The following is a 13,346-nucleotide window of genomic DNA, read 5'->3' on the forward strand; positions in this document are numbered from 1 at the left end:
GTTCGGTCAGGCCCAGAGCTGACCGTCAAGCCGTTCTGCCGCTTCGTCCAGCGACCCGGAATACGCGCCGGTCGACAGGTACTTCCAGCCGGCGTCCGCGACCACGAAAGCCACGTCCGCCTTCTCGCCGCGGGCAGCGGCCTTCTCCGCGACCCCGAGCGCGGCGTGCAGCACCGCGCCCGTGGAGATCCCGGCGAAAATGCCCTCGTGCTCCAGCAGTTCCCGCGTCCGCCGGAGAGCGTCGTACGCCCCCACCGAATAGCGTCCGTTGAGCACACTTTCGTCGTACAGCTCCGGCACGAACCCCTCGTCGAGGTTGCGCAGGCCGTACACCAGCTCGCCGTACCGGGGCTCCGCCGCGATGACCTGGACGTCCGGCTTGTGCTCGTGCAGGTACCGGCCGACCCCGACCAGCGTCCCGGTCGTCCCGAGGCCGCCGACGAAATGCGTCAGCGTCGGCAGGTCCGTCAGCAGCTCCGGCCCGGTCCCGCGGTAGTGCGCGTCCGCGTTGGCCGGGTTGCCGTACTGGTAGAGCATCACCCAATCGGGATTCTGCTTCGCCAGCTCCTTGGCGCGGCGCACGGCCTCGTTCGAGCCGCCCGCGGCAGGCGAGAACACGATCCGCGCGCCGTACGCCTGCAGCAGCTGCTTGCGTTCGGTGGACGTGTTCTCCGGCATCACGCACACCAGGCCGTAGCCCTTGAGCTTCGCGGCCATGGCCAGCGAAATCCCGGTGTTGCCCGAGGTCGGCTCAAGGATCGTGGACCCGCGCCGCAGGATGCCGTCCCGCTCCGCCGCCTCGATCATGGCCAGCGCGGGCCGGTCCTTGATCGAGCCGGTCGGGTTGCGGTCCTCGAGCTTCGCCCACAGCCGCACCTCGTCGGTCGGCGACAGCCTCGGCAGGCCGACCAGCGGGGTGCCGCCGAGCGTGTCGAGGAGGGACTCGTAGCGAGCCATCGGCTCAGCGCGCGCCGCCCGCGACGGCGGGCAGGATGGTGAGGGTGTCGCCGTCCTTGACCTCGGCGTCGAGCCCGCCGGAGAAACGCACGTCCTCGTCGTTGACGTAGACGTTGATGAAGCGGTGCAGCTTCTCCTCCTTGACCAGGCGCGCCTTCAGCCCGGCGTGCCGCGACTCGACGTCGTCGATGATCTCGAGGACAGTCTTGCCCGACGCCTCGACGGACTTCTCGCCGCCGGTGTGGGTGCGCAGGATGGTCGGGATGGACACGGTCACGGCCATGGTCTTCTACCTCCGGGTGGGTTCCTACACGCTGACGCATCGGACGCCGCGCTTTATTCCGCGGGAGTTCAGTCGAGGATCTCGACCGGCTCCTCGGTGATCTCGGCGTCCACGATCCGGTACGAGCGGAACTCGTGCGAATCGGGCTCTCTTGTCGAGACGAGCACGTAGTGCGCGTCGGGTTCGGCGGCGATGTTCGCGTCGGTGCGCGAGGGATAGGCCTCGGTCGCGGTGTGCGAGTGGTAGATGACCACCGGGACCTCGTCGTTCGCGTCCATCTCGCGGTACAGCTTGAGCAGGTCGCCCGAGTCGAACTCGTAGAACGTCGGCGAGCGCGCCGCGTTCAGCATCGAGATGAACCGCTCGGGGCGGTCCGAGCCGGCAGGACCGGCCACCACCCCGCACGCTTCGTCGGGGTGGTCACGGCGGGCGTGGGCGACGATCTCGTCGACGAGTTCACGGCGGATCCGGAGCACACGGACATCTTAGTTCGTGGACCGAACGAGTCCACACTGTGAGAGCTACCGCTCAACCCCAGGTCAGGGCACAATTGGCGGATGCCGGTGTCCTCGAAGATCCGCGAACGCTGCCGTGGCCTGCTGGCCGAAGGGGACGTCGTCCAGTACGTGTTCCCCGCCACATCGCTGATGGTGACGATGATGGCCGCGCACCGGAACTTCCTCGTCGTAGTCACCGACCGGCACGTGACGGTGCTCACCTGCAGCACTTTCCGCCGGTGGAAGCCGGTTTCGGTGTGGGCGCAGCTGTCGCACTCGACCGAACTGGGCCCGGTGGACCTGCATCCCTCGCTCGGGCCGACGGTGTCGTTCGGCGACCTGGTGCTGGAGATCGAGGACGAGTACGTGGCCGCCGTGCGCGCCGCCGACCTCGAACGGAGCGAGGACGCCCTCCCTAAGGACCCGTTCTGATCGTCGGCGCCTCCGGCCATACATCCCGATAAGCCGGGATGCCAGCCACTGAAGTCGCCGACAGCAGCCCGTGCACCATCGCCCGCGCGAACACCCGCGCCGCCGCCGCGCACAACGCGTCCAGCGCGCCCGCTCGCGCCGCCACCGCGAACGACCCGGGCTCCCCCGGCAGCTGCTGCGCGCCCGTTGCCAGCGCGAACACGGTGTCGCCGTCGAACATCGAGTGCGCCGGACGCACCGCACGCGCCAACCCGTCCTGCGCGGCGACCGTCAACCGGCGCGCCTCGGCCTTCGTCAGCGCCGCGTCGCAGGCCACCACACCGATCGTGGTGTTCAGATCGGTCCGCTGCCCTGGCACTTCGCCGGGCCGATCCGGCCAGCGGACGCCGAACTCGCCGTCCACCTCGTGATCGGCGGCATAGGCCCGGCCAGTCGCGAAATCCACCGCCTGGCCCGCCGCGTTCACCGCGGCGATCGCGCCGACAGTCACGTCGCCGACGACCTCGCTCGCCGTCCCGATGCCGCCCTTGAGCGAACCGACCACGGCTCCAGCGCCCGCGCCGACGGTGCCCATCGCGACCGCCTCCCCGGCGGCTTCGCAAGCGGCGTAACCGAAATCGGCGTCCGGGCGGTTGCCCCACGCGCTGCGCGGCAGGTCGAACAGCACCGCCGCGGGCACGATCGGCACCACCTCATACGGCTGCGCGCCAACGGGGAACCCGAGATTCCGCTCGGACAGCCACCGCAGCACGCCGTCCGCCGCCGCGAGCCCGTACGCGCTTCCGCCGGACAGGCAGACCGCATTCACCTGCTGCACCAGGTTTTCCGGCTCCAGCAGATTGGTCTCGCGGGTGCCGGGCGCGCCGCCGCGCTGGTCGACCGCGCCGGTCGCGCCGTCCGGCACGAGCACGACGGTGGTTCCGGAGGCCCAGCCGTCGCCGAGTCGCTGGTGATGGCCTACGAGCACGCCGGGAACGTCGGTGATTTTGCCGCCGGTCAGCCGGTCAGCGCCTGGATCAGCGTCTCCTGCACCCATGTCAGCCAATGGTAGACGCCGAGATGGGGGGCGCGGGGGTCGTCGTCCGGCAGCTCGTCGGGCATGTCCTCGGTGACGTCGAGCGCCGTGCCGAGCGCCAGCCGGACGTCGTTCAGCGCGCCGAGCCAGGCGTCGGCCTGCTCGAAGGTCAGCTTCACCGAGCCGCCGTCGCGCGGGAGCGTGTCGAGCACGATCTTCGCGACGCCGACCTTCTTCTCCAGCAGCTCCGGCTCGTGCAGCGAGCGCATCGCGGCCGCCGAATCGAGGTCCTCGCGGCTCGGGTTGTCCGGGTCGAGCCGGTGGAAGTCCGGCAGCAGCCGCGACAGCACCGGGTCGTCCGGCGATTCGGCGGGCCCGGTGCGGATCCCGGTCAGCTCGGCCAGTTCGTCCTGCGGGGCCTCCTCGGCCCGGGCGGTGAGCATGTCCTCCAGCTGCCCGACCAGCCCGCGCAGCACCGCCGCTTCCTGCTGTTCGAACCCGGCGAGGATGGCGTCCCCCTTGCGCCGCCAGGCCTTCACGAGGGCTGTTCCATGGTCGCCCACAGGCCCGCCGCGTGCAGCTTCGCCACGTCGGTCTCCACTTTCTCCTTGGAACCGGACGACACGATCGCCCTGCCCTTGTTGTGCACGTCGAGCATCAGCTTCGTGGCGTGGTCCCGGCTGTAGCCGAACAGCTTCTGGAGGACGTACGTCACGTACGACATCAGGTTGACCGGGTCGTTCCAGACGATCGTCCGCCAGGGCTGGTCGGATTCGGCCAGCTCGGCCCCGAGTGGATCGACCTGCGTCTGTTCGGATGCGACAGGCGTGGACATGCCCACCATGGTGTCACGGGGCCATCCCGGTACGCCGCGCCAGGTCCGTCCATGTGAGTGAATAGGCTGCTCCCATGGGTTCCCCCGAGCCGGTCACCAGCGCCAGCACGGCGCTGCTCACCGACCACTACGAGCTGACCATGCTGGCGAGCGCGCTCGCGGACGGGACGGCCGACCGGCCGTGCGTGTTCGAAGTCTTCGCGCGAAGGCTTCCCGACGGCCGCCGCTATGGCGTCGTCGCGGGAACCGCGCGCGTGCTCGACGCGATCGCCGACTTCCGGTTCACCGACGCCGAACTGGCCATGCTGGAGCAGACCGCGGTCGTCGACCCGGAAACGCTGGCGTGGCTGGCCGACTACGAGTTCCGCGGCGACATCGACGGCTACCGCGAAGGCGACCTGTACTTCCCCGGCTCGCCGATCCTGACCGTGACCGGCAGTTTCGCCGAAGCGGTCGTGCTGGAGACGGTGGTGCTGTCGATCCTCAACCACGACAGCGCGATCGCTTCGGCCGCGGCGCGGATGTCCGGCGCGGCGCACGGCAGGCCGATCATCGAGATGGGCGGACGGCGCACCCACGAGTACGCCGCGGTCGCCGCCGCGCGCGCCTCCTACCTGGCCGGATTCGCCACCACGTCGAACCTCGAAGCGGGCCGCCGCTACGGGATCCCGACCCGCGGCACCGTCGCGCACGCGTTCATGCTGCTGCACGACAGCGAGGAAGCCGCGTTCCGCGCCCAGGTCAGCAAGATGGGTGCGGACACCACTCTCCTGGTGGACACCTACGACATCACCGCGGGCATCGAGGCGGCCGTGCGCGTCGCCGGCCCGGAGCTGGGCGCGATCCGGATCGACTCCGGCGACGTCGGCCCGCTCGCCCGCAAGGCCCGCGACCAGCTTGACTCGCTCGGCGCGAAGGACACCCGGATCGTGGTGTCCGGCGACCTCGACGAGCACGCGATCGCGGCGCTGCGCGCGGAGCCGGTGGACGCGTACGGCGTCGGCACCTCGGTGGTCACCGGATCCGGCGCGCCGACCGCCGGGATGGTGTACAAGCTGGTCGAGGTCGACGGCCGTCCGGTCGCGAAACGCAGCGCGCACAAGGAATCCCGCGGCGGGCGCAAGCACGCGCTGCGCCGGCACCGCAGCACCGGCACCGCGGTCGAGGAAGTGGTCTGGACCGCCGCGAGCGGCCGCCCGGAAGCAGGCGAGAACGATGTCGATCTGCAAATCCCCCTGGTGCGCGGGGGCGTGCCGATGGATGATCTGCCCACGCTGGACGACGCGCGTGCCCGCCTGCGGCGCGCGCAGGTGAGCCTGCCCTGGGAAGGCCTCAAGCTCTCGCACGGCGAGCCCGCGATACCGACGACTTTTCTGTAGGGAGCCGACCATGGGGACCGCGCTGATCGTGGTGGATGTGCAGAACGACTTCTGCGAGGGAGGCTCGCTCGGCCTGCCGGGCGGCGCGGCTGCCGCGGCGGCCATCTCGCAGCGGATGACCGAGGGCGGCTACACGCACATTGTCGCCACCCGCGACCACCACATCGACCCGGGCGACCACTTCAGCGACACGCCCGACTTCAACACCAGCTGGCCGCCGCACTGCGTCGCGGGCACGGCGGGCGCGTCGTTCCACTCGGCGCTGGACGTGGTGCCGGTCGAGGCGGTGTTCTCGAAGGGCGAGTACACCGCCGCGTACTCCGGTTTCGAGGGCAAGTCCGGCGACGGCAAGACGCTCGAGGAATGGCTTCGCGCGCATGAGGTGACCGACGTCGACGTTGTCGGCATCGCGACGGATTTCTGCGTGCGCGCCACCGCCCTCGACGCCGCAGGCGCCGGGTTCACCGTGCGGGTGCTGCTGGACCTGACCGTGGGCGGCTCGCAGCCGACCGTGGACGCGACGCTGAAGGACTTCGACGAGGCGGGGGTGCGCTACACCGGCACGCCCGCCCTGCCGCCCTCGTGAGTGTTAATCCCGGTTCTAACCGTCATCGCCACTCACGACCCCGGGCCAGGCGGCGGACGGCGGGCTCGCAGCGGAGACGTCGTGCGTGGCTATCCCGGGGAGAACCGGCATAGCCACTCACGACTCTGGCGCGCCGCCCCTCCCGTACGGGTTGCACGCCGCCGTGCCCAGGTAAATGTCCCCGCTGGCCGGACCGCCTTGCGGGAACAGCTTCACGTGCACCGCGTGCGTGACCAGGCTGCCGTCGGCGGGCTGCGGCGTCACGGTCTCGTTCAGCGTGATCGTCGCCAGCGCCGTGCCCGCCGCGCCGCCGGGGATCGTGACGCGGTAGTTCGCCGGGATCGAAGACGGCACGGTGAATCCGGAGACCTCGCCGATCGACATCGACCCGGTGCTGCCCGAATCCGTCGTGGTGGCGCAGCCGACCGAGTACGTGCGGACCTTCAGCTCCGGCCCGCCGTACCGGGTGAGCAGGTCGGATTCGAACCGCTGCCCGCCGGTCCGCACGTCCGCGACCGGACCCTTCCGTTCGCAGGTGGTGCCGCCGAAGCCGAACACCGCGACCTCGCCAGCCGCGCCGCCGGGGGTGCGCGCGGAAGCCGGACCGTCGGCGTCGCAGCGGGCCAGTTCGCCAGTGACGACGTGTTCGTGATCCACCAGCACGTCGAGGCTTCCCGCGGAACCCCAGCCGGTGGAGGTCGGCGGATCGGCGTGCGCCACCGCCGGTGCCGTCGCCAGGAAAACCCCGGTGACCAGCAGGATCCGTCCGCGCATTCGACCTGTCTCCCTTCGCCCGTGCTTCGACATCGGCAGCGCGGCGGGGATCCCAAACGTCGACGGTCGCAGCTCACCCGGACGAGTGGCGGAAGACAGGGGTGGTGAGGAACGCAACTTGTCTCGTTCCACCGCCTCGCTCGACGATAACCTGCCCGGACGTCCGTTTTCCGTGGTTGGAGGTCCCGTGTCGTCACTGTCTCTCCCGGCCCGCCGTCAGGTGCTGGCCGACCTCGTGCCCGGCACCCTGGCGCGCGACCTGGCGCTGGTCGCCGGCGGCGCCGTGCTCACCGGCGTGGCCGCGCAGCTGGTCATCCCGCTTCCGGGCACGCCGGTGCCGATGACCGGCCAGACCTTCGCCGCGCTGCTCGTCGGCGCGACGCTCGGCATGCGCCGCGGTGCCGCTTCGATGCTGCTGTACTTGCTCGTCGGCGCGGCCGGCGTGCCGTGGTTCCAGGGCGGGACGTCCGGGCTGTCCGGAGCCTCGGCGGGTTACATCGTCGGCTTCGTGTTCGCGGGTGCGCTGGTGGGCGCGCTCGCCCGCCGCGGCGGCGACCGCACCCCGCTGCGCATGGCGGGGACCATGGTGCTCGGCAATGTCGCGATCTACGCGTTCGGCGTGCCGTGGCTGATGGCCGCCACCGGATTCGATCTCGCCACCGCTTTCGACAAGGGCGTCACGCCGTTTCTCGTGGGTGACGTGCTGAAGACCGTGGTCGCGGCCGGCGTGCTGCCGCTCGCGTGGACCGCGGTTTCGCGGTTCCGCAAGGAAGACTGAGCCGGATTTCCGGGAGCTTCGATCCGGCGCGAGGGGTCCGTTCGCGCCGGATCGAAGATCCTGTCGGACCTGGCGGCTATCGTGTCTCGCTGTGCCCGCCCGAACCGATTTCCCCGGCGTCCTCGAACTCCTCACCCACGCGGTGGAGTCTGTCGGCGGCGCTGAACGCCCCGGCCAGGTGAAGATGGCCGACGCCGTCGGCCACGCCATCCGCACCGGCGAACACCTCGCCGTGCAAGCGGGAACGGGCACCGGCAAATCGCTGGCGTACCTCGTGCCCGCGATCCGGCACGCGGTGGAGAAAGACACCACCGTCGTCGTCTCCACGGCCACCATCGCGTTGCAGCGCCAGCTGGTCGACCGTGATCTCCCGCGCCTGGCGAAGGCGCTCAAGAAGCCGCTCGGGCGCGAACCGACCTTCGCGATCCTCAAGGGCCGCCGCAACTACCTGTGCCTGCACCGGCTCGACACCGGCCCGGCCGACGAGCCCGAGGACGCGCAGCTGTTCGACCCGTTCGCGGTGTCCCGGCTGGGCAAGGAGGTCACGCGGCTGCACGAGTGGACGTCGGACACCGAAACCGGCGACCGCGACGAGCTGGTGCCCGGCGTGTCCGACCAGGCGTGGCGGCAGGTTTCGGTCACCGCAAGGGAATGCCTCGGCGCCGCGAAGTGCCCGGTCGGCACCGATTGCTTCGCCGAACGCGCGCGCGCCGAAGCGGGTCGGGCCGACGTCGTGGTCACCAACCACGCGTTGCTGGCCATCGACGCACTGCAGGGCTACCAGGTGCTGCCGGACCACGACCTGGTGATCATCGACGAGGCGCACGACCTGGTCGACCGGGTCACCTCGGTCGCGACCGGCGAACTCACCAGCGCCATGGTGTCGGCCGCCGCGCGACGCTGCGGAAAGCTGATGGACGCGGGCATCGCGGACCGGCTGCTGGAGTCCTCCGACGGGCTCGCGCTGATCCTCGACGACATCCCGGCCGGAAGGCTCGACGCGCTGCCCCGTCCGTTGCAGGGCGCGATCCCGGCGGTGCGCGACGCGGCGAAGGAATGCCTCACCGCGCTGGGTTCGGATCGCAAGGAAGACGTCGGCGAAGCCACCGCGCGCAAGCTGGCTCGGTCGCTGCTCGAAGAAGTGCACGACACCGCAGTACGGCTGCTCGAAGCGTACGACGAGGATCTGGCGCACCAACGCGACGTCGTCTGGCTGACCGGCGACAAATACTCGGCGAACCCGCGACCGCCGGCGTTGAAAGTCGCGCCGCTTGGCGTCGCGGGGCTGTTGCGGGAGCGCGTGTTCAACCAGCACACCACCGTGCTGACCTCGGCGACGCTCACCCTCGGCGGCGAATTCGACACCATGGCGCGGCAATGGGGTCTCCCGCCGAGCGGCGCGCGCGTGGTGAAGTCTCCGGGCACGGCCACCGACAAGGAAGCTCCCTCGGACGAGGACACCGGCCCGAAGTGGACCGGGCTGGACGTTGGCTCGCCGTTCGACCACCGCCGCAACGGCATCCTCTACCTCGCCAAGCACCTGCCGCCGCCGGGAAGGGACGGCCTCGCCGAGTCCACAATGGACGAACTGGCCGGGCTGGTCGACGCCGCGGGCGGCCGGACGTTGGGCCTGTTCTCCTCGATGCGCGCGGCGAAACAAGCCGCCGAAGCGATGCGGGAACGCCTCGACCACCCGATCCTCTGCCAGGGCGACGACGCCACGCCGTTGCTGGTGCGGCAGTTCTCCGAAGACGCGCGCACCTGCCTGTTCGGCACGTTGACGCTGTGGCAGGGCGTGGACGTGCCAGGGCCGTCGCTGCAGCTCGTGGTGGTGGACCGGATCCCGTTCCCCCGTCCGGACGACCCGGTGTCCTCCGCTCGCCAGCGCGCGGTGGAAGCCCGAGGCGGCAACGGATTCCTCACCGTCGCCGCGACGCACGCCGCGTTGCTGCTGGCACAGGGCACCGGGCGGCTGCACCGCTCGGTCACCGACCGCGGCGTAGTGGCCGTGCTGGACTCGCGTCTGGCCACCGCACGCTACGGCGGTTTCCTGCGCGCGTCGCTGCCGCCGTTCTGGCCGACAACAGATCCGCAGGTCGCCCGCGACGCATTGAAGCGACTCGACGCGGCCGCGCCCGCCTGACCGAGCGAACCGGACAGGCGGGTACGGTGAGTGGAACGAACACGACAGGGAGCACCGTTGACCCAGGATTCGTCCAGCGCACAATCCCGGACCGTCAGTGTTGACGACACCGGGGTTCGGCGCCGGCTCGCCGATGGCAGCGAAGAAGCTGTGACGTGGTCGGAACTGAGCTCCGTCATGGTGAGAGTCATCCCGGACGGCCCCTGGAACGAAGACGTCTTCTTCATGCTGGTCGGCAACGACGGCAAAGGCACTGCGGTCCCGAGCGGCGACCCGGCCGCGGACGCCCTCATCGAACGCCTGCAGACCTTGCCCGGCTTCGACAACGAGAAGTTCATCGAGGCGATGACCACGGACGCCGACCAGGCGTACGTGGTGTGGCAAAGCTGAGCGCGTTTCGCTGATACCCCGCTCCAGAGTGGGGGGTGCTTATGGCCGGCGGGATCGGGAATTCTTGCCGGGCGAGGGTTGGCGAGCCGTGGTGCCGACGAGTTTCGTCGCGGCTGCGCGGTGCGGGTGGCTCGCCGCGGCTGCGCGATGCCGGTGGCTCGCCGCCTCAGCTCGGCGCGGTGCCCCGGCAACCGCTCACCGCAGCCGCTCGGTGCTCCGACCGCGAACTGCCCGTCGCCGCTGCCCAGCGCGCCGTCGCGGAACGGCCCACGGCAGCGTGACCACAAGAACCACCTGCGACCCCGGCTCAGCGGTCCGCCGCAAGCACCGCCCATTACGCCAGCCCGACCGCACAGCGCCGCCCGGCTTGTTCGGCAACGAGACCCACCCGCGGCTCTGCGGCCTTTGCCATGAACCGCCCGCGAGCGCGATTCGGCGGCCCGCCACACCGACCACCCGCCGCCGCGCCTCAAGCGGTCGGGAAGGTCTCCGTCACCGGAATGGCCTTCTTCAGCGTCCGGCTCACCGTGCACAGCCGCTCGATCGCCCGGTCCACCGCGCCCGCCAGGGCTTCCCGCTGAGCTTCGTCGAGAGCCGACACGTCGACGTCGAACGCGACGTGCACCGCGTCCAGTTCCGAAGCTCCCTCGCGCCGGTCGGCGGTCACTGAGACCCGGAACTTCGAGTCCTCGCCCACGCGCCGCGTGATCAGCTGTTCCGCGGTCACCGCGGAGCAGCCCGCGGCCGCGATCTGCAGGAGTTCCGCCGGGGAGAACGCGCCCTCCGCGCCGGCCCGGCCCAACCGCACTTCCGCGCCGCGCTCGTTGCGGCCGACGAAACTGTGCGTGCCTTCGCGCTGTACTTCCAAGGTCATCCGAGACGCCTTTCCACCCGTCGGGTCACTGCATGGGCGCAACCGCACGGGTCACGCCGATGTTCCGGGCTGCTGCGCCAGCACGGTGATCGTGCCGGGATCGACCTCGGTGAATCCCGCGTCGCGGACAGCGATCACGCGATTGTCCCGCCAGCCCGCCTCCGGGTCCTCGACCGGGCACAGCTCCTTCCACCGGGCCGGACTGGGAGTGCGGACCGCGACCCGGTAGTCCTTCGCCGCCCACGCCGCCAGCTCGTCGTCCGGCAGCAGTGCCGCGAGGATCATCGTGGCGTGCCCGACCTGCGCGGACGCCTTGCCGACGGTCATCGGGACATCCGGGTTCAGCATCAGCAACGGGACGTCCGCCGGAGCCGGGCCGGGAGTGTCGGCGGGCAGTTCGCTGCCGGAGATCTGCAGCCGCGAGACCTCTTTCGGAGCCTCCTTGACCAGCCCGGGCACGAGCGCCCGCGCCTGCGCACCGTCGACCTCGATGGTGCTTCCCGGCAGGTCGAGCACCGCCTGCCAATGCGCGCCACGAGCCCGGCGCGCGACCTTCCGGATGCGGTTGTCGAGCCACGCGTGCACCGGCTCGGCCCATTCGCCGCCGGGCTGGACGCGTTCGTCCAGGCACACCGCCAGCGCCGCCGCGGCCGCCGCTTCGAGCAGCGCGGTACGGCCGGGCGGTTCAGCGCGTTCGATCCGCAGGATGACCGGCATCGCGCGGACCTCGTCCGGGTGCTCGTCCGAGGTGTCCTCGGCGGGGAGGCCGAGCCACGAGGCGTACCGGCTGCGCAGCGGTTCGAGCAGAGGGTTCACGGGCGGGCCAGTTCGAGTCCGTCGGCCGCGTCCGCTGCCTCGACCTCGGCGCGCGTGACGCCGAGGACGAACAGCACCGCGTCGAGGTACGGGTGCGAGAGCGCGGTGTCGGCGACCTCCCGCAGCGCGGGCTTGGCATTGAACGCGACACCCATGCCGGCCGCGGCCAGCATGTCGATGTCGTTGGCCCCGTCGCCGACCGCGACGCACGCGCCCAGCGGGATCCCGTACTCGCCGGCGAACCGGCGCAGCGCGGTCGCCTTGCCCGCGCGGTCCACGATGTCGCCGACCACGCGGCCGGTGAGCTTGCCGTCCACGACCTCCAGCTCGTTGGCCGCCGCGAAGTCAAGGCCGAGGTCGTCCACGAGATGGTCGATGACCTGGGTAAACCCGCCGGACACGACACCGCAGCGGAACCCCATGCGCTTGAGCGTGCGGACGGTCGTGCGAGCCCCCGGAGTCAGTTCGAGCTTCCCCGCGACCTCGTCCATCACGCTGGCGGGCAGCCCCGCGAGCAGCGAAACACGCCGCTCCAGCGACTCGGCGAAGTTCAGCTCGCCGCGCATCGCGGCCTCGGTGATCTCGCGGACCTGCTCCTCGACCCCGGCGTACGCGCCGAGCATCTCGATGACCTCGCCCTGCACGAGCGTGGAGTCGACGTCGAAGACCACCAGCCGCTTCGCCCGGCGCGTGATGCCCGCGCGCTCGACGGCGACGTCAATGTTGGCCTCGGACGCCGCGTCAGCCAGCGTGGACCGCAGTTCGGCGTCGGTCTCCTCGGTGTCTTCGCGCACCGAGACGTACAGCTCAAGCCCGGTCACCGGGTAGTCGGCGACGCTGCGAATCGAGTCGATGTTCGCCCCGACGCCCGCCAACCGCCGCGCGACCTCGGAGAACGCGCGCGCGGTCACCGGACGCCCGAGCAGGACCAGCACGTGCGACGAATCGCGCCTGCCGAGCGCGAACGGGTCCGCGCCGATCGCGTCGCCGATCCGGACCTCGACCTCCATGCCGACGGTCGCCATTGCCTGCTCGACGGACTCCTGGAGCCCCTCCGGGTCGCGGTAGACCCCGGCGAGCACGCCGAGCACGAGCTGCCCGCGGATGACCACCTGCTCGATGTCGAGCACGTCCACGTCGTGCCGGGTGAGCACGGCGAACAGCACGGACGAGACCCCGGGCTTGTCCGGGCCGGTCGTGGTGATGAGGACGGGAGTCTGGCTCACTGGTTCGGTATCCCTCGTTCGTCTCGGCACCGACGCTTAGGCCACGGCGAGTCGGCACGCCCAGTCTGGCCTCCAGCGGCGGCGGGCAGAACGCCCCCGTGCCCTGCTTCACACCGCCGGTGCCACGAACGGGCGATGAGAGGGCGGCGTGCGGGGAGCGGGGGTCCGGGGCTGGGGTGAGGTCGCTAAGCGGCGAGCACACCGCCGGTGCCACGAGCGGACGAGGAGAGGTCCTGAAGCCGGGCTGGCCGGGGGTGAGCGGGGCTGGCCGGAATGAGGTCTGCTGGCCGGAATGAGCCCGGCTGGCCGGAGTGAGCCCGGCTAGCCGAGGTGAACGGAGCTGGCCGGAATGAGCCCGGCT

At 70.9% G+C, this 13,346-nt stretch carries 16 protein-coding genes; 6 read left to right on the forward strand and 10 right to left on the reverse strand.

The features are described 5' to 3' along the window. Window positions 1-6: 6 nt before the first annotated feature. From BM362_RS11485 to BM362_RS11495, 3 genes are all read right to left on the reverse strand, one after another. Window positions 7-957, reverse strand: coding sequence for a PLP-dependent cysteine synthase family protein (locus BM362_RS11485; protein WP_067593660.1), 951 nt, complete (start codon window positions 955-957; stop codon window positions 7-9). Between the two features lie 4 nt (window positions 958-961). Next, a complete protein-coding gene (locus BM362_RS11490) occupies window positions 962-1,240 on the reverse strand; it encodes a MoaD/ThiS family protein (RefSeq protein ID WP_009082495.1) in 279 nt (92 codons plus the stop codon). 68 nt (window positions 1,241-1,308) lie between these two features. Next, a complete protein-coding gene (locus BM362_RS11495; protein WP_093573106.1) occupies window positions 1,309-1,716 on the reverse strand; it encodes a M67 family metallopeptidase in 408 nt (135 codons plus the stop codon). Between the two features lie 81 nt (window positions 1,717-1,797). Between BM362_RS11495 and BM362_RS11500 the strand changes: the two genes are divergently transcribed. Then, a complete protein-coding gene (locus tag BM362_RS11500) occupies window positions 1,798-2,169 on the forward strand; it encodes a hypothetical protein (RefSeq protein ID WP_093573107.1) in 372 nt (123 codons plus the stop codon). On the opposite strand, the gene BM362_RS11505 is transcribed toward BM362_RS11500, so the two are convergent. The 3 genes from BM362_RS11505 to clpS are packed head-to-tail and all read right to left on the reverse strand — an operon-like array spanning window position 2,153 to window position 4,019. After that, the gene (locus tag BM362_RS11505) at window positions 2,153-3,205 is read right to left on the reverse strand and encodes a P1 family peptidase (RefSeq protein ID WP_093573108.1); all 1,053 of its coding nucleotides are present in this window, start codon (window positions 3,203-3,205) and stop codon (window positions 2,153-2,155) included. The two genes, BM362_RS11500 and BM362_RS11505, sit on opposite strands and share 17 nt — an antisense overlap. Next, window positions 3,166-3,723 carry a DUF2017 domain-containing protein gene (locus BM362_RS11510; protein ID WP_067593672.1) on the reverse strand — a complete coding sequence of 186 codons (558 nt, stop codon included), beginning with the start codon at window positions 3,721-3,723 and terminating at the stop codon, window positions 3,166-3,168. The genes BM362_RS11505 and BM362_RS11510 overlap by 40 nt, the downstream gene beginning before the upstream one ends. After that, window positions 3,720-4,019: an ATP-dependent Clp protease adapter ClpS gene (clpS, locus tag BM362_RS11515; protein ID WP_067593947.1), complete on the reverse strand. Its 300-nt coding sequence runs from the start codon at window positions 4,017-4,019 to the stop codon at window positions 3,720-3,722. Before clpS ends, BM362_RS11510 begins: the two co-directional genes overlap by 4 nt. A 74-nt stretch (window positions 4,020-4,093) precedes the next feature. Between clpS and BM362_RS11520 the strand changes: the two genes are divergently transcribed. Both BM362_RS11520 and BM362_RS11525 read left to right on the forward strand, forming a co-directional pair. After that, entirely contained in the window at window positions 4,094-5,398 is a 1,305-nt protein-coding gene (locus BM362_RS11520; protein WP_067593675.1) for a nicotinate phosphoribosyltransferase, read from the forward strand. Window positions 5,399-5,408: 10 nt separating this feature from the next. After that, window positions 5,409-5,984 (forward strand): isochorismatase family protein, encoded by a 576-nt coding sequence (locus BM362_RS11525; RefSeq protein ID WP_093573109.1) that lies wholly within the window; start codon window positions 5,409-5,411, stop codon window positions 5,982-5,984. 117 nt (window positions 5,985-6,101) lie between these two features. On the opposite strand, the gene BM362_RS11530 is transcribed toward BM362_RS11525, so the two are convergent. Continuing rightward, window positions 6,102-6,758: a choice-of-anchor P family protein gene (locus BM362_RS11530; protein ID WP_167545270.1), complete on the reverse strand. Its 657-nt coding sequence runs from the start codon at window positions 6,756-6,758 to the stop codon at window positions 6,102-6,104. 187 nt (window positions 6,759-6,945) lie between these two features. Here BM362_RS11530 and BM362_RS11535 point away from each other — a divergent pair, with 187 nt between their 5' ends. From BM362_RS11535 to BM362_RS11545, 3 genes are all read left to right on the forward strand, one after another. Further along, entirely contained in the window at window positions 6,946-7,536 is a 591-nt protein-coding gene (locus tag BM362_RS11535; protein ID WP_067593684.1) for a biotin transporter BioY, read from the forward strand. A gap of 91 nt (window positions 7,537-7,627) precedes the next feature. Beyond that, window positions 7,628-9,679 (forward strand): ATP-dependent DNA helicase, encoded by a 2,052-nt coding sequence (locus BM362_RS11540; protein WP_067593687.1) that lies wholly within the window; start codon window positions 7,628-7,630, stop codon window positions 9,677-9,679. A 57-nt stretch (window positions 9,680-9,736) separates the two neighbouring features. Beyond that, the gene (locus BM362_RS11545) at window positions 9,737-10,069 is read left to right on the forward strand and encodes a hypothetical protein (protein ID WP_067593690.1); all 333 of its coding nucleotides are present in this window, start codon (window positions 9,737-9,739) and stop codon (window positions 10,067-10,069) included. Window positions 10,070-10,538: 469 nt separating this feature from the next. On the opposite strand, the gene BM362_RS11550 is transcribed toward BM362_RS11545, so the two are convergent. The 3 genes from BM362_RS11550 to serB are packed head-to-tail and all read right to left on the reverse strand — an operon-like array spanning window position 10,539 to window position 12,985. Then, window positions 10,539-10,943, reverse strand: coding sequence for an OsmC family protein (locus BM362_RS11550; RefSeq protein WP_067593693.1), 405 nt, complete (start codon window positions 10,941-10,943; stop codon window positions 10,539-10,541). A gap of 51 nt (window positions 10,944-10,994) precedes the next feature. After that, window positions 10,995-11,759, reverse strand: coding sequence for a peptidyl-tRNA hydrolase (locus tag BM362_RS11555; RefSeq protein ID WP_093573111.1), 765 nt, complete (start codon window positions 11,757-11,759; stop codon window positions 10,995-10,997). After that, entirely contained in the window at window positions 11,756-12,985 is a 1,230-nt protein-coding gene (gene serB / locus BM362_RS11560) for a phosphoserine phosphatase SerB (protein WP_067593699.1), read from the reverse strand. Before serB ends, BM362_RS11555 begins: the two co-directional genes overlap by 4 nt. Window positions 12,986-13,346 lie beyond the last annotated feature (361 nt).

The sequence above is a fragment of the Amycolatopsis rubida genome (assembly GCF_900115345.1).
GTDB lineage: Bacteria > Actinomycetota > Actinomycetes > Mycobacteriales > Pseudonocardiaceae > Amycolatopsis > Amycolatopsis rubida.

Coding starts and splice junctions, on each gene's coding strand:
- BM362_RS11485 (WP_067593660.1), bottom strand. CDS start 957: ATGGCTCGCTACGAGTCCCTCCTCGACACGCTCGGCGGCACCCCGCTG.
- BM362_RS11490 (WP_009082495.1), bottom strand. CDS start 1,240: ATGGCCGTGACCGTGTCCATCCCGACCATCCTGCGCACCCACACCGGC.
- BM362_RS11500 (WP_093573107.1), top strand. CDS start 1,798: ATGCCGGTGTCCTCGAAGATCCGCGAACGCTGCCGTGGCCTGCTGGCC.
- BM362_RS11505 (WP_093573108.1), bottom strand. CDS start 3,205: ATGGGTGCAGGAGACGCTGATCCAGGCGCTGACCGGCTGACCGGCGGC.
- clpS (WP_067593947.1), bottom strand. CDS start 4,019: ATGTCCACGCCTGTCGCATCCGAACAGACGCAGGTCGATCCACTCGGG.
- BM362_RS11520 (WP_067593675.1), top strand. CDS start 4,094: ATGGGTTCCCCCGAGCCGGTCACCAGCGCCAGCACGGCGCTGCTCACC.
- BM362_RS11525 (WP_093573109.1), top strand. CDS start 5,409: ATGGGGACCGCGCTGATCGTGGTGGATGTGCAGAACGACTTCTGCGAG.
- BM362_RS11530 (WP_167545270.1), bottom strand. CDS start 6,758: ATGCGCGGACGGATCCTGCTGGTCACCGGGGTTTTCCTGGCGACGGCA.
- BM362_RS11550 (WP_067593693.1), bottom strand. CDS start 10,943: ATGACCTTGGAAGTACAGCGCGAAGGCACGCACAGTTTCGTCGGCCGC.